This window comes from Bacillus sp. CBEL-1, assembly GCF_004348885.1.
In the GTDB taxonomy this organism is placed as follows: Bacteria; Bacillota; Bacilli; order Bacillales; family Bacillaceae_H; genus Priestia; species Priestia aryabhattai_A.
Genome location: NZ_SBIM01000013.1, coordinates 350,358 through 372,911 on the forward strand (window position 1 = coordinate 350,358; position 22,554 = coordinate 372,911).

Annotated in this window: 23 protein-coding genes; 8 read left to right on the forward strand and 15 right to left on the reverse strand. The window is 36.9% G+C overall.

All coding sequences use genetic code 11. The features are described 5' to 3' along the window. Positions 1–15 precede the first annotated feature (15 nt). Both EPL02_RS11885 and EPL02_RS11890 read right to left on the reverse strand, forming a co-directional pair. Positions 16–1,419, reverse strand: a complete 1,404-nt coding sequence (locus tag EPL02_RS11885; protein ID WP_131887821.1) for an MBL fold metallo-hydrolase — start codon at positions 1,417–1,419, stop codon at positions 16–18. Between the two features lie 83 nt (positions 1,420–1,502). Then, the gene (locus EPL02_RS11890; protein ID WP_131887822.1) at positions 1,503–1,877 is read right to left on the reverse strand and encodes a sulfurtransferase; all 375 of its coding nucleotides are present in this window, start codon (positions 1,875–1,877) and stop codon (positions 1,503–1,505) included. 261 nt (positions 1,878–2,138) lie between these two features. On the opposite strand from EPL02_RS11890, the gene EPL02_RS11895 reads away from it, so the two are divergent. After that, the gene (locus tag EPL02_RS11895; RefSeq protein WP_131887823.1) at positions 2,139–3,125 is read left to right on the forward strand and encodes a sodium:calcium antiporter; all 987 of its coding nucleotides are present in this window, start codon (positions 2,139–2,141) and stop codon (positions 3,123–3,125) included. A 35-nt stretch (positions 3,126–3,160) separates the two neighbouring features. Here the strand turns inward: EPL02_RS11895 and bioA are convergent, their stop codons facing one another. The 7 genes from bioA to EPL02_RS11930 all read right to left on the reverse strand — a co-directional run bounded on the left by bioA (position 3,161) and on the right by EPL02_RS11930 (position 10,099). Continuing rightward, the gene (gene bioA / locus EPL02_RS11900; protein ID WP_286175420.1) at positions 3,161–4,519 is read right to left on the reverse strand and encodes an adenosylmethionine--8-amino-7-oxononanoate transaminase; all 1,359 of its coding nucleotides are present in this window, start codon (positions 4,517–4,519) and stop codon (positions 3,161–3,163) included. Next, on the reverse strand, positions 4,519–5,199 hold the full coding sequence (bioD, locus tag EPL02_RS11905) for a dethiobiotin synthase (protein WP_131887824.1): 681 nt from the start codon (positions 5,197–5,199) through the stop codon (positions 4,519–4,521). Before bioD ends, bioA begins: the two co-directional genes overlap by 1 nt. A gap of 15 nt (positions 5,200–5,214) precedes the next feature. Continuing rightward, positions 5,215–7,125, reverse strand: a complete 1,911-nt coding sequence (gene bioF, locus EPL02_RS11910) for an 8-amino-7-oxononanoate synthase (protein ID WP_131887825.1) — start codon at positions 7,123–7,125, stop codon at positions 5,215–5,217. Then, the gene (locus EPL02_RS11915; protein WP_256993283.1) at positions 7,112–7,645 is read right to left on the reverse strand and encodes a hypothetical protein; all 534 of its coding nucleotides are present in this window, start codon (positions 7,643–7,645) and stop codon (positions 7,112–7,114) included. The genes bioF and EPL02_RS11915 overlap by 14 nt, the downstream gene beginning before the upstream one ends. A gap of 142 nt (positions 7,646–7,787) precedes the next feature. Then, positions 7,788–9,161 carry a nucleoside recognition domain-containing protein gene (locus EPL02_RS11920; protein WP_131887826.1) on the reverse strand — a complete coding sequence of 458 codons (1,374 nt, stop codon included), beginning with the start codon at positions 9,159–9,161 and terminating at the stop codon, positions 7,788–7,790. Then, complete coding sequence (locus EPL02_RS11925) at positions 9,130–9,855, reverse strand: FeoB small GTPase domain-containing protein (protein ID WP_131887827.1); 726 nt, start codon at positions 9,853–9,855, stop codon at positions 9,130–9,132. Before EPL02_RS11925 ends, EPL02_RS11920 begins: the two co-directional genes overlap by 32 nt. Continuing rightward, positions 9,848–10,099 carry a FeoA family protein gene (locus EPL02_RS11930; protein ID WP_131887828.1) on the reverse strand — a complete coding sequence of 84 codons (252 nt, stop codon included), beginning with the start codon at positions 10,097–10,099 and terminating at the stop codon, positions 9,848–9,850. The genes EPL02_RS11925 and EPL02_RS11930 overlap by 8 nt, the downstream gene beginning before the upstream one ends. A gap of 390 nt (positions 10,100–10,489) precedes the next feature. Here EPL02_RS11930 and EPL02_RS11935 point away from each other — a divergent pair, with 390 nt between their 5' ends. From EPL02_RS11935 to EPL02_RS11955, 5 genes are all read left to right on the forward strand, one after another. Further along, entirely contained in the window at positions 10,490–11,758 is a 1,269-nt protein-coding gene (locus EPL02_RS11935) for a glycosyltransferase (RefSeq protein ID WP_131887829.1), read from the forward strand. A 15-nt stretch (positions 11,759–11,773) separates the two neighbouring features. Further along, the gene (locus EPL02_RS11940) at positions 11,774–12,418 is read left to right on the forward strand and encodes a TetR/AcrR family transcriptional regulator (protein ID WP_131887830.1); all 645 of its coding nucleotides are present in this window, start codon (positions 11,774–11,776) and stop codon (positions 12,416–12,418) included. A 2-nt stretch (positions 12,419–12,420) separates the two neighbouring features. Further along, on the forward strand, positions 12,421–13,662 hold the full coding sequence (locus EPL02_RS11945) for an MFS transporter (protein ID WP_131887831.1): 1,242 nt from the start codon (positions 12,421–12,423) through the stop codon (positions 13,660–13,662). A gap of 719 nt (positions 13,663–14,381) precedes the next feature. Beyond that, complete coding sequence (locus EPL02_RS11950; protein ID WP_131887832.1) at positions 14,382–14,699, forward strand: ArsR/SmtB family transcription factor; 318 nt, start codon at positions 14,382–14,384, stop codon at positions 14,697–14,699. A 138-nt stretch (positions 14,700–14,837) separates the two neighbouring features. Beyond that, the gene (locus EPL02_RS11955) at positions 14,838–15,773 is read left to right on the forward strand and encodes an aldo/keto reductase (RefSeq protein ID WP_131887833.1); all 936 of its coding nucleotides are present in this window, start codon (positions 14,838–14,840) and stop codon (positions 15,771–15,773) included. A gap of 273 nt (positions 15,774–16,046) precedes the next feature. Here the strand turns inward: EPL02_RS11955 and EPL02_RS11960 are convergent, their stop codons facing one another. From EPL02_RS11960 to EPL02_RS11985, 6 genes are all read right to left on the reverse strand, one after another. Next, a complete protein-coding gene (locus EPL02_RS11960; protein ID WP_131887834.1) occupies positions 16,047–16,451 on the reverse strand; it encodes a DUF6069 family protein in 405 nt (134 codons plus the stop codon). Positions 16,452–16,461: 10 nt separating this feature from the next. Then, positions 16,462–17,307, reverse strand: a complete 846-nt coding sequence (locus EPL02_RS11965) for an SDR family NAD(P)-dependent oxidoreductase (protein ID WP_131887835.1) — start codon at positions 17,305–17,307, stop codon at positions 16,462–16,464. A 15-nt stretch (positions 17,308–17,322) separates the two neighbouring features. Then, positions 17,323–18,219 (reverse strand): SDR family oxidoreductase, encoded by an 897-nt coding sequence (locus EPL02_RS11970; RefSeq protein WP_131887836.1) that lies wholly within the window; start codon positions 18,217–18,219, stop codon positions 17,323–17,325. A gap of 75 nt (positions 18,220–18,294) precedes the next feature. Further along, positions 18,295–18,714 carry a MarR family winged helix-turn-helix transcriptional regulator gene (locus EPL02_RS11975; protein WP_131887837.1) on the reverse strand — a complete coding sequence of 140 codons (420 nt, stop codon included), beginning with the start codon at positions 18,712–18,714 and terminating at the stop codon, positions 18,295–18,297. Positions 18,715–18,944: 230 nt separating this feature from the next. Continuing rightward, positions 18,945–19,985 carry an NAD(P)-dependent alcohol dehydrogenase gene (locus tag EPL02_RS11980; protein WP_131888466.1) on the reverse strand — a complete coding sequence of 347 codons (1,041 nt, stop codon included), beginning with the start codon at positions 19,983–19,985 and terminating at the stop codon, positions 18,945–18,947. Positions 19,986–20,171: 186 nt separating this feature from the next. Beyond that, positions 20,172–20,651, reverse strand: a complete 480-nt coding sequence (locus tag EPL02_RS11985; protein ID WP_286175421.1) for a cyclophilin-like fold protein — start codon at positions 20,649–20,651, stop codon at positions 20,172–20,174. Positions 20,652–21,004: 353 nt separating this feature from the next. Here EPL02_RS11985 and EPL02_RS11990 point away from each other — a divergent pair, with 353 nt between their 5' ends. Continuing rightward, positions 21,005–21,550 carry a TetR/AcrR family transcriptional regulator gene (locus tag EPL02_RS11990; RefSeq protein WP_094910556.1) on the forward strand — a complete coding sequence of 182 codons (546 nt, stop codon included), beginning with the start codon at positions 21,005–21,007 and terminating at the stop codon, positions 21,548–21,550. A 424-nt stretch (positions 21,551–21,974) separates the two neighbouring features. Continuing rightward, positions 21,975–22,520: a CBO0543 family protein gene (locus EPL02_RS11995; protein ID WP_131887838.1), complete on the forward strand. Its 546-nt coding sequence runs from the start codon at positions 21,975–21,977 to the stop codon at positions 22,518–22,520. Positions 22,521–22,554 lie beyond the last annotated feature (34 nt).

Consider the following 22,554-nt stretch of genomic DNA (forward strand, 5'->3'; position numbering starts at 1 on the left):
AGCGGTTTGTTTAGCTTATTCTTGAATCTCCTGTTTCCACTGACTATATCCACCTGTTAAATTGTAAACGTCCGTTATGCCTTTGGATTGAAGAAGGCTAATCGCAATCGCAGAACGAACACCCGAACCACACTGAACAATTAGCGGACGCTGAGCTGGCACCTCATCGATTCTATCTAGCAAGGTTCCAAGCATAATGTGAGTGGCGCCTTCGATATGACCTGTTTTCCACTCTTCTAAGCTTCGAACATCCAGTACTTGTGCTTTGTTTTGATTAAGCATGTTTTTTGCTTGTTTAGGAGTAATGTTTTCATAAGACTGCGTAGTAGAAGCTTCTACTACTGCTTTTTTTGCATCATAGTAGCCAACCAGCTGATCAATCCCAACAGAATGTAACACTTTTTCAAGTTCACCAATCTGTTCATCTGCTGTTAGCACATATAATGGATGGTCATAATTCACAATCCAGCCGGCCCAATTTGCAAATGAATTGTTAAATGGAATATTAATCGTTCCTTCTACGTGACTTTCAGCAAATTCCGCTGCGCTTCTTGTATCAATTACTTGGTACCCTGCTTGAATTTGTTTTTCTACTTCGGCTACATTTGCTAGCTTCTTAACCTTTGGAAGCTTTGATAAGCTGTTTGCCCCTACTTTGTTCACTTTTTTCATCACTGCAAAATATTTAGGTGGCTCTGGCTGACCATCTAACAAAGCTTTTACAAACGCTTCTTTTTCCTCATGCTGTAGCGCCCAGTTAAAGCGTTTCTCATACCCCACAGTTGAAGAAGGCACGGCACCCAGAGCTTTTCCGCAAGCGCTTCCTGCTCCGTGTCCAGGCCAAACCTGCATAAAATCAGGAAGCTCTTTAAACTTTTGAAGAGATTCAAACAATTGATATCCGCCTGACTGTGCTGTTCCCTGTGCACCCGCTGCTTTTTCTAATAAGTCCGGGCGCCCGACATCTCCCACAAACACAAAGTCTCCTGTGAAAACACCCATTGGTTCATCTGCTTTGGCCCCGCCGTCTGTTAACGTAAACGAAATGCTTTCCGGCGTGTGTCCAGGCGTATGCACTACACCAAATGTTAGATTCCCAACCTTAAACTCGTCCCCACCTTTTAGCAATTTATGAGATAAATGATCAATGTTTTGATACTTCCAGTCTGCGTCTCCTTCATCTGATACGTATAACGTAGCCCCTACTCTTTCAGCTAACTCACGACCTCCAGACACAAAGTCAGCATGAATATGGGTTTCTAAAGCACCAATGATTTTCATTCCATTTTTTTCTGCTTCTTCAATATATGGTTGAATATTTCGAGCAGGATCTACAACAATAGCTTCTTTTGCAGCTTGACACCCTACCAGATAAGAAGCCTGTGCTAATTTTTCATCATAGAAATATTTAAGTAACATATCCATTCTCCTTTACGTTCAGTGCTTTATCATTAATTTCCATTCACCTTACCCCATTAGGTATATGAAAATGTATGCTAAGCTTATGCTCCACAGCCAACTAGCTCTACTTCTCTTTTACAAGGGCAAGTAGCTAGATAATAGCTTGTAACGGTATATCCTTTTTGGCGTAAAAAGCGAATTCCTAAGTGTAGTTCTACTTTATCTTGTGCAATGATGTGGATGTGTTGGTCTGGTATGTCAGAATAGAAACGTTTTAAATACGCATAAGGAATGTTCATTACGTTTAGATTTTCACCTTCGGTTCTTTCATTATAATTACGAATATCCACACATAGTAGTTTATCTTGTATCCCTTTACAGTTCTTAACGCATTGAACACCTTTAACGGGATAATAACGCCTATACACGACAGCTCCTAAAATAAGTATCAGAGCACTTACCGCTAAATAGCCCATTAAACACACCGCCTTTTCATTAATCTATACCCACACTATATACCCCTATAGGTATATAGTCAAGTGTTAAAATCACGAAATTTTCCCCTTCGAAATTAATTTCCCCAGCGCACCTTCAACTAAACAGTTTTTTTCACTTCTATTACTTATTCAATTTCACTTTTCAGCACACACTAAAGAGAGCTGTTGCGTGCTTGATTTTACTATACTTGATATGATGTTAACGACTCTTAAGATTTAATATAGAAAGGATTGCTTTTATTGGTATTTTTAGCATTTGGTATTTCAGCTGCTATTACGGTGTTTCTAGCCATTCGATTATCTATTTATGCAGATACTATCGAGCGAAAATCTGCTTTAAGCGGCGTACTGATTGCTCTTTTACTGGGTGGAGCCACATCATTACCAGAGATTACAACAAGCGTTACGTCCATTATTATTTCAAACCCTGATTTAGCTGTAGGAAATGTTCTTGGAAGTAATTTATTTAACGTGATGATTTTAGCTACGTTAGATTTGTTTTTTCGAAAGCACGAAATTATGACCTATGCTAGCAAAGAAAATCGATATACTTCTTTGTTGACCATTTTTCTCTCTTTTTTAGTTGCAGCTTCTTTATTCTTTAACATTCCTTACCATATTTTTGGAGTTGGAATTGATACTGTTATTTTAATTATCGTCTACTTTATAGGCGTGAAAATCATTTCTACCTATGCAGCAGAGCATAGTGAAGGAGAGAAACAGGAAGAAAATCTTCAAGATAGAGGGCCAACTTTAAAAAGAGCCGTTGTTGGCTTTTCCGTAGCAGCAGTGTTTATTATGGTCTTTGGAAGTATTTTAACGATTTCAGGTGATCGTATCGCTGTTATTACAGGTTTAGGCGCTTCCTTTGTTGGTTCTTTTTTAGTTGCAGCCAGCACGTCACTTCCTGAAGCCGTTTCTGTTGCTATCGCTATTCGCTTAAAAAATTACAAGTTAGCGATTGGTGGAATCGTCGGAAGTAACTTATTCAACTTATTAATTTTAGCAGGAACAGACGTCTTTTATCGCAAAGGCGCACTGTTAAGCGCAGCCAGCAGCAGTCACTTATATACAATTGTTGCGTCAATGATACTCATCTCCATTAGCCTGTTTTCAATGTCCAGAAAGAACATCACATCTTCATGGTTTTATGTTATTCCATCAATTTTAATTATTGCCTGTTACTTTATAGCAAGCTATATCATCTACTTAAACTCAGCCACATAAAAGCCGCATGCATATGCATACGGCTTTTGCTCTTTTCAACCTATTACTTCGTTAATAGCGTTTACGCAGCTATTAATAGCTTCATCTAGTTCTTCTTCATCAATAGTTAAAGGTGGATTAAAGTATAGAACATCCCCTAGTGGACGCAGGATGAGTCCTTTCTTCAGCGCTGCTTTGTAAATTTGATAACCAATTCGATGTTCTGAGCTAAACGGTTCTTTCGTTTTCTTATTTTTCACAAGCTCAACAGCATGTATTAATCCTATGTCACGAATTTCACCAACATGAGGATGGTCTAATAACGCTTCATTTATTCTTTTATTTAAATAAGCTGCTCGAACGGATGCCTTTTCTAACACTTTATCATGCTTCAGAATATTCACCACCGCTAAAGCTGCAGAGCACGCTAATGGGTTACCGCTGTAGGTGTGGCTGTGCATAAAAGCTTTTCCTTCTTTATATTCTGCATAAAATGCTTTATAAATTTGATTACTCGTAATAGTAATCGCCATCGGCATATAGCCCCCGGTGAGTCCTTTTGAAATACACATAATATCCGGCGTAATCTCCGCGTGATCGCATGCAAACATCTTGCCCGTTCGTCCAAAACCCGTTGCAATCTCATCAGCGATTAACAGTACACCATACTCATCGCATAACGCTCTTAGCTTTTGAAGATAGCGAGGTGGATATATCCTCATTCCAGCTGCTCCTTGTAAGATAGGTTCTACAATCATCGCACACGTTTCATGACCATGCTTTTCAAATGCTTTTTCTGCTTGTACAAAGCATTCGACCTGACAGGAATCTCTTGTTTTTCCGTAAGGACATCGATAGCAATCTGGCGCTTCAATTCGAATTGTATCCATCAGCATTGGATTGTAAATTTGCGCATATAAGTCTAAGCTCCCCACCGATAAAGCACCAATCGTTTCACCATGATAGCCGTCTGTGAAGCACATAAACCTTGTTTTTTCTTTATGACCAGTTTGATATTGGTACTGAAACGCCATTTTCAATGCGCATTCCACAGCCGCTGAACCGTTATCAGAGAAGTTAAATTTGCTTAGTCCTTCAGGAATAATTTCCATTAGCGATTCACACAGCTTAATTGCAGGCTCATGCGTAAAGTTGGCAAAGATAACGTGCTCAAGGCGGTCAAGCTGATCTTTAATTTTATCGTTAATGATGGGGTTGCAGTGACCTAGAAGATTGCACCACCACGAACTCACAACATCTAAATAAGAATTTCCTTCCGTATCATATAAGTACACGCCCTCTCCTTTTTCAATAACAATAGGCTTAAGTTCTTCATAGTCCTTCATTTGTGAACAGGGATGCCAAATATATTTTAAGTCTTTTTCCACTAAGTTCATGTTTTCAATTCTGTTCATTATGCAAACAGCTCCGCTACTTTTTCTGCTTTCATTGCAAGCTCTGTATCATTTTGCTTCACCAAGCCGATTACTGAAACACCTGTTAGTACTTCCACCATTCTTTGATTGTCTTCTTCCATAATGTTTCCTTCATGTGAACGGTTAAAAATAATTCCTTTCACTTCAATATCGCGCGCTCTCAAGTATTCGATTGTCAATACGGTTGCGTTTATCGTCCCAAGTCCCGCATCTGCAATCACAATCGTAGATAAGTCTAGCTCTTTAACGATATCCTCCAGCAAAATATGCTGATCATCCCAGCGAATCGGACAAAGAATTCCTCCGCTCCCTTCAACTGCTACATAGTCATACTTAGCCTTAGCCCTTTGGTAATCTGTCTTAATAACCTTAATATCTACAGGATTTCCTTCAAGGTTAGCAGCCAAATGAGGCGACACGGCTTGCTTATAAATATAAGACACCGTATTTTCTGGTTTCTCATGAATTCCTGCGGTTTCAAGCACGTGCTTAGCATCTCCTGGAATTAATTGTGCGTGCTCTACTTTTGCTCCGCTAAGCGCAGGTTTATAATAACCGCACTCATAGCCGTTTTCACGGAGTTTTTTCACAAGCAAACCCGTTACATATGTTTTTCCAACATCTGTTCCTGTCCCAGTAATAAATAAGCCTTTCCCCATAATTTCTTCTACCTCCTATACGTTGCCAATGTACTTTTTAATTAAGCGAGCTGCTTCTGAGAGTTCTTCCTTTGAATGATTAGCCATTAGTGATACGCGAAGACGTGCACTTCCTTTAGCAACGGTTGGATAGCGAATCGCTGAAATAAAATAGCCCCTTTGAAGAAGCTTCGCTGACACATTCATTGCTACTTGTTCATCTCCCACAATAATTGGAAAAATAGCTGAATATGAATGCGCAGGAATTTTATTTTGCTGTAAGCACTTATTAAAATAAGCAATATTATCCTGCAATTTTTTTAATAGCGTGTAGTCGTTCATTACTATTCTCAGTGCTGCCAGAGACGACGCAATTGTTATCGGTGATAGCGAAGTGGAAAAGATAAAACTTCGTGCTTTATTTTTCAAGTATTCTATGAGCAGCTTATTCCCACATACAAACCCACCTTCACTACCGAGCGCTTTGCTAAGGGTTCCCATGATAATGTCTGGCTTTTGCTTCAGGTGAAAATGTTCGCAAATTCCGCGACCGCGCTCGCCAAGAACACCCGTTGAGTGAGCCTCATCCACCATTGAAAATAAACCGTACTGATTCGCTAAACGCATTAGCTCAGGTAGATTGACAATGTCTCCATCCATGCTGAAAACCGCATCGCTCACAATTAAACCGTTCTCACAGGGGTGAGCTAGAATTTTCTCTTCTAAATCTTTCATATCATTATGCTTGTATACAACGGTTTTCGCTTTGCTAAGGCGACAGCCGTCAATAATGCTTGCGTGATTTAACTCATCGCTAAAAATGACGTCCCCTTCAGAAAACAAAGATGAAATAACACCAATGTTCGCCATGTAACCCGTATTAAACACAAGCGCTTCTTCTGTTTCTTTAAATTCCGCAAGCGCTTCTTCTAGAAGACGATGAAGTGAAGTGGTACCTGTTGTTAATCTAGATCCCCCTGAACCAACGCCGTACGCTTCACCCATTTGAAGCACATAACGGTTTATATCCGAATGGTTACATAAATTTAGATAGCTGTTTGAAGCAAGCATTACATACTCTCGGTCATTCATCTTGACACGAGCATCTTGTGCACTTTGAATTTCTTTAAGAGATCGGTAAAGATGATTTTTTTGCAAAAAGTCTAGGTCTCTTTTTACTTTTTTCCATTTATCTCCCTGCTTAGCTTTATTTAATCTTGATTCGTCGCCTATATGTACAACTGCTGTTTGCTTTTCTAAATAGGTAATTGTTGCACTCACGCTACTGTCGGATTGGCGATATAAAAAGATGCGACCACCACAGTGGCTTCCTTTCTCTTTTAGCTTTGTAATTCGAACGTAACCAATCTCTTTGGCAGCGACGTAGCCCGTAACGTATTCAGGGTCATCAGAGATACAAATTTCACCAATAATATTGGGCGCATGGGCTACTTTTGTCGCTAATACAAGCGCTTCTTGAAAATGATTTTTCTTTTTCAGGTCTTCTTGAAAGCAGTCATGGTTTGCATCCATATACGTTGCTCGAATCCCTCGTTCTTGATTTGGCTCTATACGCTTCATTGTATCAACGTCTAATAAGATTGCGCCGCGCATAGAAGAACATGAACCCAGCATTTCAATGATTTCATCAGCTTGTTTTAAACCTAAGTCGAAAAGCAGCTTTTTTGCTTCTTCTATCCCTTCGTGATGATGAGCAACTTCTACTGTTGTAACGGGTAAAGCGTCTAAATGTTGAATATCACCTGGCTGTATGGGTTCGACTTTAATCGTAACTTCATCTGCTTCGCCTTTGGAATGATGGAGTGCTCTATGTAATAAAGCATTAGTATAGGTAGGTAATTGACTTTCATTTACCAGTTTCTCCGCTCCCGAAAGATGACCAACATTACGATTAGAAGCTCTCATCTTCAAGCTAAACAGATTCATACTTTCTCGTTCCTCCTTTTTTCTCACTATCTACAACAAATTCCTGAAAAATCGTTGACTTCATATTTCTTTTTATAATGGGATACATAATACCTGATGAAATAGCTGTGAAAATCATTCCTGGCAAAGCGGCAAGCAGCAACACCGTCACATCAACGCCCATAACAGCTGCTAATACGTAGCGAGCAGCGATTGTTCCTAAAGGTCCTGCTACCATCACAACGACTAACGCTGTACCAAATATGCCAATGATTCCTCCAGCTACTAGCCGAAAGATCATGGCAACTAAAACATGGATCAGCGTATGGGTCCCTAGTAGCAAGCTTATAATACTAGCAATAATTCCTGCGCAAAAATAACGTTTAAACCCGAACGTAGCGGCAATAACGATAGCGATGGGCGCCGAAAGCTGAAACTCTGTCCCAACGAAAGGTGACGGAATTTTAAACATTCCGCTTATCGCAATTAACACGGCAAGCATTGCCATCAGCGTTATTTCTTTTGTTTTACTCGTCTTCAATGTCTCATCTCCTTTCCAAGATTATGAAAATAGTTTATAACAATCTACCATTTATGTAAACTTAAAATAAAAATAAGTTAACATATAATTTAAAGAAAAACAGGTGCTATAGCACCTGTTTTTCTTTAAATAGTTAGGTTCTTTATATCCAACCCATGAGCTTAGCCGTTTGAAATACAATGAATGGTACGATAATGGCAAGAGCTGTGGGAATTAAAAAGGCAAAAAACGTCCATTTTTTACTTTTGGTTTCTTTATATATGTTTAATAACGTTGTACCGCAAGGATAATGAAGCAGTGAAAATAACATCACGTTTAGGGCCGTTATCCAAGTCCAGCCTTGATCGATAAAGATTTGCTTTAAATCTACCAGGTTATCAACTTCAGTCAGTGCTCCCGTCGATAAATAACCCATTAACAAAACGGGTAAAACAATTTCGTTAGCCGGTAGTCCTAGAATAAACGCAAGTAAAATGTAGCCATCTAATCCAAGCATCCGAGCAAATGGATCTAAATACCCTACTAAATGCTGCAATACGCTTGCGTCACCTATATGAATATTAGCAATAATCCACGTTAAAACCGCAGCAGGAGCGGCTACTTTCACTGCTCGAACTAACACTGTCCAAGACTTGGTTAAAGAAGAACGTACGATGGTGTCAAAAAACTTTGGACGCCGGTAAGGTGGCAGTTCTAACGTATAGTGAGTTGGCACGCCTTTTAATAACGTTTTTGATAATAGCCATGATACAAAAAACGTAACAATAATACCAAATAGCACAAGCCCAACAAGTACTCCTGTTGTAACGAGAGGCTTCAATCCACTCGCTACGTTGGCTGCCATAAATAAAGAGGCTAATACGATGAGCGTTCCCCATCGGCCGTTACAAGGTACAAAGTTGTTCGTTAAAATTGCAAGCATTCGTTCTCTCGGAGACTCAATAATACGTGAAGACATTACGGCAGCTGCGTTACAGCCAAATCCCATCGCCATCGTTAATGATTGCTTCCCATGAGCGCCTACTTGTTTGAACAAACGGTCCATGTTAAACGCAACTCTTGGAAGATAACCATAGTTTTCGAGAAGAGCGAACGTTGGGAAAAAAATGGCCATTGGAGGTAGCATAACGCTAATAACCCACGTCGAACCACGATATAATCCTAAAACTAAGACGCCGTGTAGCCAATCTGGAGCGTTGACGGCATTAAAGAATGCTGTGATATACCCTTCGATATAAGAAAAGAAAGAAGCTAACAGTGAAGAAGGTACGTTCGCGCCGGCAATAGTGATGTAAAAAATGACTCCTAGCATCGCAATCATAATCGGAAAACCCCAAATAGGCGACGTGAAAATTTGATCTAGCTTTTCTGTTTTTTTATCTGTTTTTGTTTTATTATACGAAACGCTTGCGCTGCAAAGCTCTCGGCTTCTTTTATAAAGATGATGCACAATGTCATCTCGAAGTTCTTCGGATGAAAGAGCTTTAGCCTCTGAGTATATGCTGTTGATATCCATGCTGCGTTTCTCCTCCTTCTCCTAAACGATTCGTCAATTCTTCCATTAGCGACATATCTCCGTCTAATAATCTTAAAGCTACCCAACGCGCAGAAAGGTGATCAATATCTAAACGTAAAAGCTTTGACTCTATCTTGGCTATTTTTTCTTCAATTTGCTCACTATAGACTGTCTGAACAGGCTGACATTCAATGACTCCAGCGATAACGCGATCAATCGTATCAAGCAGAACATTAAACCCAACTTTATTTCGCGCAGAAAGCTTAATGACTGGTATCCCAGTTCGTTTCATTAAGACTTTCTCGTTGATTTTAATTCCTTTTCGTTCTGCTTCATCAATTAAATTAACGCAGATGATAACATTCTTTGCCATCTCCATCACTTGCAGTGCTAAATTGAGATTTCTCTCTAAGGACGTTGCATCTACCACAACAAGCGTAATATCGGGCTGTTCAAACAAAATGTAATTTCGTGCTACCTCTTCATCAGCCGAGTTTGAAAACAGTGAGTACGTCCCTGGCAAATCGATTAGTTTATATTTTTTATCTTTATGTGTAAACGACCCTTCTGCCATTGAAACGGTCTTCCCAGCCCAGTTCCCCGTATGCTGTTTTAATCCTGTCAATGCGTTAAATAGCGTGCTTTTTCCAGTGTTTGGATTACCTGCTAAGGCAATTCGATATGCACTATTCATGATGAACTAAATCCCCCTCGATTAATCTACTTTCTTCTTTTCTAAGCGCAATGATTGTTTGGCTCACTCGAAAGGCAATCGGATCTCCAAGCGGACTCTTTTTTACCACTTCTACAAATGCACCTGGTACAAAACCTAAATCTAATAGCCTTCTTCTCATGGTTCCTTCTAATAACAAGGAAGTAATTTTTATTACGTCTCCTTTCAACCCTTGGCTCAATAAAACTTTTTTAGATTTGTACATGTATATTTCCCCTTATCTAATATTTTTCCCTAATGCAAATTCAATGCTATACTATGCCCGCATTTCAAAATTGTCAAATATATTGTTTACTATGTCTTATCTCTTTTAAATAACCAAAGTACAGAAACATTCAAAGACACAAACCCTCGAACATTTTTTAATATATTTTCTCTTTGTACTCCTTACACTTGATTCCATTCGTTTATATCCCTCTTTACATGACTAATAATAGAAATTACTTAGAGGTTTATAGACATCTCTCCTTCTTTTTAAACACTCATCACATACAAAACGACAATGTTGTCATTTTTATATTGACAGCCATATCTTAATGATTTATATTTATAAAAACGACATAGTTGTCGTTTATTTATAAAGGAGGCTTTACACATGCTAATTACAATGCTATCTACCGGTACACGTGGAGATACCCAGCCATTTATCGCGTTAGGTCTTGAGCTTAAAAAGAAAGGATTTAAAGTACGCATCGCAGCGTCTACATCTTATCAACAACTTGTTGAAAGCTATGGGTTTGAACATGCTCCTCTCCGTGGAGACATCAACAAAATTCTTGAAAGTGGCGTTGTAAAAGATTCAGATAGTCCTTTCAAATTTTTCACAAGCCTTAATTTTAAAAACGATGAGTTGACTGAGTTAATGATTGGTGGTCAAGAAGACATGCACAAAGCTTGTGAAGGTGCTGATGCAATTGTTTACCACCCTGGCGCTACCATCGGCTACTTTGTAGCAAAAGAAATGGGAATTCCAAGCATATTAGCTTGTCCATTTCCTATGACACCAACTAAAGAATATCCTGCTATCTTGTTTTACGACCGACTTCGACTTGGGAAAGCTTATAATAAATTAACGCATAAAGTTTTTGAGACTGGATTTTGGAAAATGGCCAATACTGGACTTAAAAAATACTGGACTCGCCAATATGGTCAGCTGCCTACGGCGTTTTCAAATCCTTATCCAAAACAGCGTACAAAAACGCATCCAACCATTCTTTCGCTAAGTCCAAGCGTATTTTCAGTTCCAAAAGATTGGCCCCAACACGTTCATTCGTTTGGCTATTGGTTTATTGAGGACCATTCTAATTATCAACCATCAGAAGAGTTAGCAACATTTCTAAAAGAAGGTCCTCCTCCTGTTTATGTAGGGTTTGGAAGCGTAGGAGACAAAAAGAATGCAGCTCAAGCAACAGATTTAGTATTAAAAGCTCTTAAAAAGAATGGAAAGCGCGGTATTATTAATGCCGGCAGCGGAATGGAAGAAAGAGAAAACTCAAAGGATGTTTTATTTGTTAAAAGCGTTCCTCATGAGTGGCTGTTTCCTCAAATGGCAGCTGTTGTTCATCATGGAGGCGCTGGAACGACTGCTGCGGCACTTCGCTCTGGAGTTCCCCAAATCATTATTCCTTTTGGCAACGATCAGTTCGCTTGGGGGAAAAGAATGAATGAGCTTGGGGTTGGTGCAGAGTCTATTCCGCGTAAGGAATTGACAGCTGATAAGCTAGCAAACGCCATTGCATTTACTCAAACAGATATCGTATTAAAGAAAGCGAAAGAGCTTGGTAGTCGTGTCCAAAAAGAAAAGGGAGCCGAGAAAAGCGCAGAGCTTATTATTCAAGCAATAAACACTTTCTATCAACGCTAAAGGAGCGAATATATTATGCCTAAAGTGAGCCAAGAATATATTGAAAAAAAGAAAGCAGAAATTTTAGATGTTGCCCGAAAGGTATGTAATGAAAAATCCATTCATGACGTATCAATGAGGGATATCGTCATCGCAACTGGCATGAGTCAAGGTGGCGTTTATAAATACTTTGCGAACATTGATGAAATATTTAGCGGTTTATTAAACGAAGAAACGCTAAATAGCCAAGTGAAAGCCAAAGTGGATGAAATTTATGCTAGTGATGTTACTCCTGTTCTGAAGCTTGAGAAGTTTTTACTCTATATTGGTGAATATATGGAACACTCTCTACTCAACAAGGGGACCATTTTTTATAAGCTTATGGATTTATATTCTAGATATCCAGACCGTTATGAAAAAGTAAAAGACCAGCTTCATGAAGTGTCTAACTTGGAATATTTACAGAAACAATTTCAGAGTTTCTTAACAAAAAATATTAGCGAGAATGTCTTCAATCCATCACTTTCAATTGAAAACGTCGTCACTTTGATTACAACTTATCTATCTGGCGTTATAAATGAAATCAACGTTGGAAATAAAGCCGTACAGGAGATGTCTGCCGAAATAAAGGTTAAAGTGCACGTCTTATTTCTAACGCTTAGAGATTTATTGGTGAAATAGCCATGAAGAAATTTAGTCAAGATTTTAAAATTCTTGTATTTGGTCAAATCATATCCATTTTTGGTTCTTCCATTTTAAGATTTGCCTTATCACTCTATGTTCTTGATTTAACGGGTTCCGCTACAATATTCGGAACCATTATGGGGCTTTCAGTAGTCCCTACTATCTTTCTATCTCCTATCGGAGGCGCTATTGCCGATCGCTTTGATAAGAAAAAGATGATGGTTATTCTCGATTTCTGTAGCAGTGCCTTAATTATTATATTTGCAATCATGCTGTTAAGCGGAAACGTAACGGTTCTTTCGATCGGTATCCTTTTAATGGGATTAACATTAATTAGCTCTATGTATCAGCCTGCTGTTCAATCCAGCATCCCTGTGCTTGTAACTAATGAACAACTGTTAAAGAGCAACGGCATCATTTCTGGGGTCATGTCGATGGCTAATTTCGTCGGCCCTATCGTTGGAAGCTTATTATACAGCTTTATGGGGATTAAAATAATTGTAATCGCAAGCGCATTACTGTTTTTACTAGCTGCTGTTATTGAGCTATTTATGAAGATTCCTTACGAAAAAAGACCACCTGAACCCTTTATACAGATGGTAACAAAAGATCTTAAGCAAGGAGCTTTTTACATTATTCGCGAAAATCGCTTTATTTTAAAGAGTATAATCGTTGCATTTGTTGTGAGCTTGTTTATTGCTCCTATGTTTTTTGTAGGATTACCTTATATGATTAAAGTTCTTTTCAACATGCCTGACACCTTCTTTGGCTTTACTCAGTCTGGCATTTCCATTAGCATTATCTTTTCAGCTATGACCATTGGGCTTTTAAAAAGCAAAATCAGAAGTGATAACCTCTATTTATGGGTTCTTGGCTGTGCGGGGATCTACTTTGGGATGGCTCTTGGAACAAGTGGCCTCGTTGAAAGTTCATTCACCAAATATATCGTTGTAACGATAAGCTCAATGCTCGTCATGTTTGCCTTAACCGTCATTAACATTTATTTGAATACAATTATTCAAGAAAAAACGCCAAAAGATTTGTTAGGAAAAGTAATGTCCATCCAAACCGCAGCGGCTACAACAGCTGTGCCAATTGGGCAAATTTTATTTGGATTTTTAGTAGATTCATTCTCTGCTACTATTTATCTATTAATTGTAATAGTCGGGATCTTCACACTCATCATTAGCTTCATGGTTAAACAAGTATATAAACTCAAAAATGTTCAAAGAGCCGTTTAAGTATAAAATCAATTGGAAGGTACTGTATGATGACTATAAATATAATCAAGAAAAGCATTATTTTGTTACTAAGTATTCTGCTCATTCCAATAGGCATAGGCGTAGTTTTCGGTGGAGGATATATTGTCATTTCACTACTAAGAGGGATTCCTTTCAACGAATCCCTCAGTCAGCTAACTTACTTTAGCGAAATAATTCAGCCTTATTTTAAATACGTAATGATTATTTCGTTAGTGCCACTAGCTATTAAACTATTAAAGTCGCATAGAAAAAAAAGAGAATTATAACTTTATAGAATTACCATTCATTTGTGTAGAGTTTCTTAGTTGTATAGTATATATCTCGTTAAGCCTTAAGCATAGCTCTTAGGGCTTAACGCTTTTTATACGCCGAGATTAGTGATTCTCCCCATAAAACACCCCTACTTTTTAAGAAATTCTGCTGCACCTTCAAATTACCTTAGCTTGTTACGTCTACCAAAAATCAGGAAATAAAATAGTTTCTGAGCCTCCCCCATCTATTTGGGAAACTGAAAAATCCATCGTTTTCATGCACTGGTTAAGAATTCAATTATTTCTATACTACCTCCTCTAGCTATTTATAGTCTAGCGAAGAATATATTGTTCAAAGTGATTAAACTCATTTGTAATGCTTGCCTCTTTTAGTAGCTACCAGTCACTTTCTAGACATTGACTTTCTTTATATGATAAAATAATCGCATGAGAATACCTAATCATCCATCCGTTGAAAGTTTACAATTATCTAAAGTTTTTCATGCTTTAAGTGATCCAAATAGATTAAGGATTGTAAAAAGTATAGCAAGTAAAGGTGAAGAAGTGTGTACGTATTATTCTTACGAATTTAACATTTCAAAATCTACTGTTTCTCATCATATAAAAGCATTGAGAGAATCGGGTATTATTAAAGTACGCGTAGAAGGTTCTCAACATTTTTATTCGATTAGAATGGAGGATTTGAACAAAAGATTTCCAGGATTAATGGAAATGGTCCTTTCAACTGATCCGGAATCTTACTAAAAAGTTCTAGTTTATCTAGGACTTTTTATTTTTTTGTTGTCAAATAAATAAAAGCATGTTATTATCCAATTGTGTTCGATAATTATAGAACACTAGAACAATAATATAACAAAACAAAAAATCCAGGAGGACATAGAAATGAAAAAAACACTCTTAAATAAAGCTAATTTGGAAGTGACTCAAATAGGTTTAGGAACGAATGCAGTAGGTGGTCATAATTTATTTACAAATCTAGATGAAGAAAATGGTAAAAACCTAGTTAAAGAAGCTTTAAATTTAGGTATTACATTTATTGATACAGCTGATGTATATGGATTTGGAAGATCTGAAGAGTTAGTTGGAGAGGTTATCAAACCTTATCGTTCGGAACTTAAAATTGCTACTAAAGGTGCGGTTGAAAAATTAGATAATAGCACCACACGCATTAACAATAAACCTGAATATTTACGCGTAGCTGTTGAAAGAAGTTTAAAGAGACTACAGACCGACTACATTGATTTGTACTACTTACACTATCCAGATAATGAAACACCTTTAATTGAAGCCATAGGTGAATTATCTCGTTTAAAAGAAGAAGGTAAAATTGGCTCAATAGGTATTTCAAATGTTAATTTGTCTCAGCTAAAAGAAGCTAACGAGCACAATAATATTGATGTTATTCAATCACCTTATAACATGTTAGAACGTTCAGCAGAAAACGACTTATTACCTTATACTCGAGAACATAATATTTCATTTGTACCTTATGGACCGTTAGCATTTGGAATTTTAGGTGGTAAATATACTCGTTCTCTAAATTTACCAGATGGAGATTGGAGAAAAGGCGAACCTCTATTTCAATCAGAAATGTTTCTAAGCACGTTAAATAAAGTAGAAAAGTTAAAAGACATCGCTATCTCTAAAGGAGCCAGCCTATCAAATTTGGCTTTAGCGTGGTTACTTGCGCAAGAAGGCATTGATACAGTAATACCTGGTGGTAAACGTGCAGACCAAGTTAAAGAAAACATCAAAGCTGATTCTTTAACTTTACTACCACAAGATTTAGCTAAGATTGAAAAAATACTAGCTGAGTAAACGTGATTCAATGAAGAATAATCGGGCTGTCGAAAGGGTTTCGACAGCCTTTATTCTTTCAACTGTTTTTATAATATGTTCCTGTATTATTCATTTGCTTTATAAAACAAATACACGGTTTTTCAGAATAAAAGAACAGGAGATTATAGATGAATATAGAAAAAGCACCACAGAAATCCCCCTCAACTATTGCTTTGTATGCTCTAACATTAGGAGCTTTTGTTTATTCTGTTAAATGCTCCGTATGAATAAAATTGCCTTGATGCTTCTTTATTACTTACTAGTTGTTGTTGCTACATACATTGTGACTCCTCCTACAATAAGGTGCATTATCATTAAAAATACTTTCATACTTAATGGCGATTCCGAGATTGTAAAAGGAGTAGCCATTGATAAAAGTAATATAACTAAAGCAACTCCAAGAAAAACCGTACGTTTTCCAAGAATCCAATATACTAAAATTCCAAGGATAGAACCGACTGCTGAGGCAAAAATCACTTGTCCGATAGCCATGGGTTGATTGGTACCTGAAATAATAACTTCTTGTGGAAAAGCACCAATCAAATTACCAACCTCAAATAAAATGGCATTTATAATACTAGAAAGCACGGCAGCAACTAATGCTTTTTTTAAGTAAACCTTTGCAGGAAAACGATCTCTTTTTTTTGAATTTAACATATTTAACACCTCAACCTTTTACAATTTGATAAATCATTTCCTCGCTCACTTCCCATAGTTTTTTTCTAAGACTATAGTTAGAACGCTGGGTGCTTATACTTAACTTTTTCATTCGTTTAAATAAACCAAATCTTATACTGTTTAAATCTTTGGATAAAGCAAGGTAAAGCACAGAATCTGCACCTTCTTTAGGCGACAGTATGGAAGACTTAAATACAATCCCCATCACTTTAAGAATAAGTGGAGAAAATTCACTTCGAATATTTGTTTCCACAGCTCCTGGGTTTAAAGCATAGCAATTAATTGAAGTTTCGCTTAACTTTTTTCCCAGTTCAACTATAAATACATCGTTTGCAAATTGTGCTTGTCCCAGGCCTTTAAGCCCCCCTATCTTCATACCATTAAGTAAATCATCAAAATGTACTTTTCCTCCCTTCGTATTTGAAGCTGCTACGTTTATAACTCGAGCATGAGGAAATACACTGAGATGATCTAATAGTAATTGAGTTAGGTAAAACCTACTTAAGTAATTTGTAGCCCAAGTTACTTCAAGGCCTTCACGTGTTAATTCTCTTTTTGTTTTAATAATGCCGGCACTGTGTATAAGAATTTGTATGGAAGAGTATTTACTCTTAAAAAGCTCAGCCACTCTTTGTACTTCTTGCATTAAGCTTAAATCTGCTTGAATGAAGGTGAGGTTGGAAGATAAATTACCAAGATTACGCATGAACTCTAGTGCTTTTCTTTCACTTCTTCCGACTATTACTACTTGATACCCCTTATGAAGTAAACCTCTTGCTGCCTCTCTTCCAATTCCATCTGTTCCACCTGTTACTAATGCTATTTTATTCAACATTTTCACCTTCTATCTTTATGCTTTAAGCAAGTCATTCTGTTTGAGGTACCTTTTTATGCTTTCTTCTACTGTCGGTTGAAAACCAAAAAGTGTTTCCATTACACTGTTTTTAACAACGTATTGTCCAGATTCTACATAAGCCATGGTTGGAATTAAAGCTTTAACAACAGGGTTAAATATGCCAATTATGTTCATCATAATTTTAGTAACTGATGGAGGCATAGATTGTAACTTAACATCTTTACTAGAAAATTCATTAATAATCATTGTAATTTCATTTAAACTTACAGGACGGTCACAACCAATTTCAATTTTATGCCCGAGTAAGTTATCTCCCTTAAGGGCTTTTACAAGACAGCTAGCTACATCCTCAGCTAGTATTGTGCTTGCTTGCGCATTTGAGTTAACCATGGCTCTAATTCTCCCGTTGGTAAGATCTGAAGAACTCACTAAGGAATCCAAAAAACCTCCAGGTCGTATTGAAACAAAAGGAATTCCACTTTCTTCTAAGTAGTCTTCAATTAATTTCTTTTGGTAAAAATGTGGTACATTTTCAGCTTGTTCTGCTGTTAAAATACTGGTGAAAACGAATCGTTTCAATCCTAACTCTTTTGCTACATCAATTAGGTTGCGGTTTCCTTGATCGTCTACACTGATTAGAGTATCTCCTTTTTGACGACCAGCATATCCAATTGCTGTTGTAATTAACGCATCAACTCCTGTTATTGCTTTTACAAGACTTTCTCTACGAGTTAAGTCCCCTCGTACAATTTCAACACCTTTATTTATTAAATCCGTAGCATCTGTTTGAGGGCGAACTAAAGCTCGAACTGAGTATTCCTCTTTTAATAAATGTTTCACAACAAGCCCTCCTAAATGGCCTGTCGCTCCTACTACTAAAATTTTTTTCATTCTAACATCTCCTGTCCTTTAATTGTTTAGCACTAAACAATAAGGGTATAAATAATTCTTTAACTGAGTAAAGAATTATTTAATACTATTATCTAATTTAGAAAGCAAATACATAAGTTGTTCTTGTTCATCTGTTGTAAGAGAAGAAAACTTTTTTTCAATGAATTCATCATGTGATGGAAGAAGCTTTTCAATTGTTTGAAACCCAAAATCAGTAAGGAAAATTCTGGTTTTTCTTCCTTCCTTGTGACGTTCAACCAAGCTGTTTTTTTCAAGCTTTTCAATCAATTGACTTATATTCCCTTTTGTTACATGGAGATTTTCAGCTAAAGTTTGTTGAATTTGCCCATTTTTCCTATAGAGACGAACTAAAACTTGCATCTGTGGTGCAGTAATATTAGCTTCACGTAATGGCTCTTCTGCCGCTTTTGTTATTTTTTGAGATATTTTAATCATACGAAGCCATATTACAGATGATGTTGACTGGCTAAACATACCTAGAACCCCTTTCTGATAAAGTATTACTACAAAGAAAGTTTAGCACTAAACAATAATAGTGTCAATTACATATGATTGACTTTTTTTAAATTTTGAATGACTGAACTGACCAAATCCATTAGAAAATTGCACTTATGTGGAGCCTAAGCTTAATACTTTATCAATTCGTAACAATATAAAAGATGCCTCATTTTGAGGCATCTTTTATATTACTATAAATCTATCCTTTACATCGTACTTGTATCAATAACAAAACGATACTTGACATCTGAAGCTAGTACTCGCTTGTACGCTTCGTCAATTTCGTCAGCTGAAATGACTTCAACCTTTGGAACGATTCCATGTTCTCCGCAGAAATCTAGCATCTCTTGAGTTTCGCGAATACCTCCAATCATTGACCCCGCAAACGAGCGACGATGACCGATTAACGACATCACGTTCAGCGATAGAGGCTCACCTGGAGCACCTACATTGACTAGCGTACCGTCTAGCGTAAGTAGTGAAAAATAAGCATCCATATCAATTTTTGCGCTTACTGTGTTGATAATTAAGTCAAACGAACCGCTAAGCTTTTTAAACGTTTCAGGATCGTTTGTAGCATAATAATCTTTCGCACCAAAGTTTAAACCGTCTTGTTGTTTGTTTAGGGTTTGTGACAGCACGGTAACCTCGGCTCCCATAGCGCTTGCGATTTTAACAGCCATATGCCCTAAACCACCCATTCCTACGATAGCAACTTTCTTTCCAGGACCAGCTTCCCAACGGTTTAGCGGAGAGAATGTGGTAATGCCTGCACATAGTAAAGGTGCTGCAGCGTCAAGCTCAATGTTGTCAGGAATTTTTACAACAAAGTCTTCCACGACTACAATATGCGTTGAGTAACCACCTTGAGTAGGTTCACCGTACTTATCAACTCCAGCATAGGTAGGCGTCATTCCATTTAAGCAATACTGCTCTTCTCCCTGACGACAGTTTTCACATTCGCCGCAGGAATCCACCATACACCCAACTCCTACACGATCACCAACTTTGTATTTTGTTACTTCCGTTCCAACATCCGTTACAATCCCAGCAATTTCATGACCTGGGACAAGCGGATAGTTCACATCTCCCCATTCACCGTGCGCAGTATGAATATCAGAGTGACAAATACCTGCGTATTTAATTTCAATTAACACATCGTGTGTATCTAAGCTACGTCTTTGAATTTCAGTTGCTTTAAATGGTTTATCTGGGCCATGTACGGCACGTGCTTTAGCAGTAATCATCATTATTACCTCCATAGATATAAAATGCGTATTCGTTGCTGATGGAACGAGTATACTTACAGATTTTTTAGTTATTAAATTGGCAGCCTACAAATTAAATAAGGCTTGTAAAACGTTATACCCTCATGTCTCGGTAAATAAAACGTTCAAACTCTTTGAAAGATGCTTCTACTTGAAAAGCTTTTACTATTCTAGCCTCTCAACCCTTACCTCTCCTTGAAGCTTTGGTATACTTTCAAGACCTGACTCTACTTCTCCAAGCTTAATAAGACCACTTGAGTAGCTGAAATCTTCATAGAAAATGGCTAAATTACCCCATGGAGCATAATACGTCACGTCTCCAACACGAGGTTCAATACCAGAAGGGGCTCCTTCTTCGGATAGTTGGCGAGGTGGATTACTAACTTTTTCCTTTCTAGCATAATCCTTAAATGTTAAAGTGAGCGGAAGCAGTTCTAGAAAATCTCTGCTCGTTGAATTGTCATTCATTTTCACAATAAGTTCTTCGTTATGAACGCTTAGCTTAATTTTCATCTCTTCCATAACACCTTCCTCTTTTTTCTCACTTACGTTCGGCAAATTACTTTTATGCTGCAAATCTGATTCATTGCTGCATGCTGTCCCTCCTAAAAGCAGAAGCGGAATAACGAATATCCTCCTGAACATATTAGTCACCCCTGTTATCTCCCTAAAAATCTTGTAATCGTTTTAATGATGAACATATAAAGAACAAACTCAAGATATCTTTTCATCAGAAGTTGATTAATCAACATCTGTTTATTATTATGAAAGAGAAATGTTATCTCCTCAATAGTTAAAATAAGAGGATTTGTGGTTTAATCAACAGTTTAACTGGATTTGTTCATTATGATCTAATTTTTTTATTATGACAGATCATTTAATCTAATTTATAAACAAATAAATCATCATTAATTAATCAACACCTGTTTATTATCATAGACAAAAGATGATTACGTGTGTAACATTGCATATATCAAGAAAGGTGTGTGAATATGCTCATGCCAAAAGTAGATAGAAGAATTCTTAAAAGTCAAGAAGCTATCAAAAATGCTTTAATTGAATTAATGGCCGAAAAAAGCTTTGATAAAATTACGATTAAAGATATCTCTGATCGAGCGAACGTTAACCGGGGAACCATTTATCTTCATTACATAGATAAATTTGATTTACTAGATAAAATTATGGAAGAACATATCCTTAACATGGCGAATGTTTGTGAATCAGCAGCGGATATGGATTGGGTGCAATCAACCGTTCATTGTATGGAATACTTGGAAGAAAACTATTTATTTTTCTCTACAATGCTGGCAAGCGAAGGTGCTCGGTACTTTCGCAGTCAATTCTTAAAATTCAACATTCAAGAGTTCAGAAAAGAAGTAGATATTACTAAGGGGAAAAATAACGGTCAAAACGAAGAGATTGTTGTTCAATTTGTAGCGAATGCATACGTAGGTATTGTGGAATGGTGGTTAAAAAATGAAATGCCTTCCCCTCCTCACGTAATGGCTGAAAAAGTTGGAGAATTAATTGAGCGTGTTGTTTAAATCGTAAAGAAGTTGTTTCTTAATTGAAATGACTTCTTTTTTAATGGCTTTTTTTACGTTACTACTTAAGAATTTTTATGATTTTCTTTAACTTTAATGGCAAAGCTTATTCCTAAACTTTCATCAACTTTATGGATAAATTTTAGAAACATTTATTCATAAAAAATGTTGAAAAAGAGATACTATACAAAAATGATAAAGGTGGTTACATTAACAATGTATTACAAACGCGATAGCAAATTAATTTTTCTTATAGTGATAGGTGTTGTATCAATTTTATCAACATTTGCTCAAACTCTTTGGTTAAAAAATGATTTAGAAAACCTAGAAAAACGAACTCTAAAAAAGTAGCGATTAAAGATAATTCTCTCATAGTCACAACTGAAGGAATTATGTTACTAGATAACATTGAAAGGAAAAATTAATGACTAATACAACACTTATCTACGACACGTATTTTGAAAAACAAAGACAGCTCAATGATGAAAAACTTCAGATATGGATGGATTACACATTATTTAGTTGGAGATGGTGGTTAGGTGTATTTCTCATTCTTTTATTGATTGGCTTTTGGATAAAATTTAGAAAAAAAGAAAGTACAGATCGATTGTTATATGCGGGACTTTTCGTTGCTATTTTTTCCTCATTTCTTGACATGATTGGAGATTTTTTAGGACTTTGGGATTATCGATATGAAGTTTTTCCATTAACTTCTAACTACTTGCCTTGGGATTTAATTTTGCTTCCTATTTCAATGATGTTCTTTATACAGGTAAAACCTCAAATCAGTCCTATTATAAAGGCAGTAGTTTATTCTACATTATCTTCTTTTATTGGCCTTCCTCTTCTTAATTGGATTGGTTTATATAAACCTCTAGATTGGAAATATCTTTATTCGTTTCCCATTTTAATTATCATTTACTTAGCCGGCTCGTATATAGCTTCCAGAAAAGATTTTGAGAAAATATAGATAAGCCTTAAAAACACTTTAGTTTGTATAGGTT

Coding starts and splice junctions, on each gene's coding strand:
- EPL02_RS11885 (WP_131887821.1), bottom strand. CDS start 1,419: ATGTTACTTAAATATTTCTATGATGAAAAATTAGCACAGGCTTCTTAT.
- EPL02_RS11890 (WP_131887822.1), bottom strand. CDS start 1,877: ATGGGCTATTTAGCGGTAAGTGCTCTGATACTTATTTTAGGAGCTGTC.
- bioA (WP_286175420.1), bottom strand. CDS start 4,519: ATGAACAGAATTGAAAACATGAACTTAGTGGAAAAAGACTTAAAATAT.
- bioD (WP_131887824.1), bottom strand. CDS start 5,199: ATGGGGAAAGGCTTATTTATTACTGGGACAGGAACAGATGTTGGAAAA.
- bioF (WP_131887825.1), bottom strand. CDS start 7,125: ATGAATCTGTTTAGCTTGAAGATGAGAGCTTCTAATCGTAATGTTGGT.
- EPL02_RS11920 (WP_131887826.1), bottom strand. CDS start 9,161: ATGGATATCAACAGCATATACTCAGAGGCTAAAGCTCTTTCATCCGAA.
- EPL02_RS11925 (WP_131887827.1), bottom strand. CDS start 9,855: ATGAATAGTGCATATCGAATTGCCTTAGCAGGTAATCCAAACACTGGA.
- EPL02_RS11930 (WP_131887828.1), bottom strand. CDS start 10,099: ATGTACAAATCTAAAAAAGTTTTATTGAGCCAAGGGTTGAAAGGAGAC.
- EPL02_RS11935 (WP_131887829.1), top strand. CDS start 10,490: ATGCTAATTACAATGCTATCTACCGGTACACGTGGAGATACCCAGCCA.
- EPL02_RS11940 (WP_131887830.1), top strand. CDS start 11,774: ATGCCTAAAGTGAGCCAAGAATATATTGAAAAAAAGAAAGCAGAAATT.
- EPL02_RS11945 (WP_131887831.1), top strand. CDS start 12,421: ATGAAGAAATTTAGTCAAGATTTTAAAATTCTTGTATTTGGTCAAATC.
- EPL02_RS11950 (WP_131887832.1), top strand. CDS start 14,382: ATGAGAATACCTAATCATCCATCCGTTGAAAGTTTACAATTATCTAAA.
- EPL02_RS11955 (WP_131887833.1), top strand. CDS start 14,838: ATGAAAAAAACACTCTTAAATAAAGCTAATTTGGAAGTGACTCAAATA.
- EPL02_RS11960 (WP_131887834.1), bottom strand. CDS start 16,451: ATGTTAAATTCAAAAAAAAGAGATCGTTTTCCTGCAAAGGTTTACTTA.
- EPL02_RS11965 (WP_131887835.1), bottom strand. CDS start 17,307: ATGTTGAATAAAATAGCATTAGTAACAGGTGGAACAGATGGAATTGGA.
- EPL02_RS11970 (WP_131887836.1), bottom strand. CDS start 18,219: ATGAAAAAAATTTTAGTAGTAGGAGCGACAGGCCATTTAGGAGGGCTT.
- EPL02_RS11975 (WP_131887837.1), bottom strand. CDS start 18,714: ATGTTTAGCCAGTCAACATCATCTGTAATATGGCTTCGTATGATTAAA.
- EPL02_RS11980 (WP_131888466.1), bottom strand. CDS start 19,985: ATGATTACTGCTAAAGCACGTGCCGTACATGGCCCAGATAAACCATTT.
- EPL02_RS11985 (WP_286175421.1), bottom strand. CDS start 20,651: ATGTTCAGGAGGATATTCGTTATTCCGCTTCTGCTTTTAGGAGGGACA.
- EPL02_RS11990 (WP_094910556.1), top strand. CDS start 21,005: ATGCCAAAAGTAGATAGAAGAATTCTTAAAAGTCAAGAAGCTATCAAA.
- EPL02_RS11995 (WP_131887838.1), top strand. CDS start 21,975: ATGACTAATACAACACTTATCTACGACACGTATTTTGAAAAACAAAGA.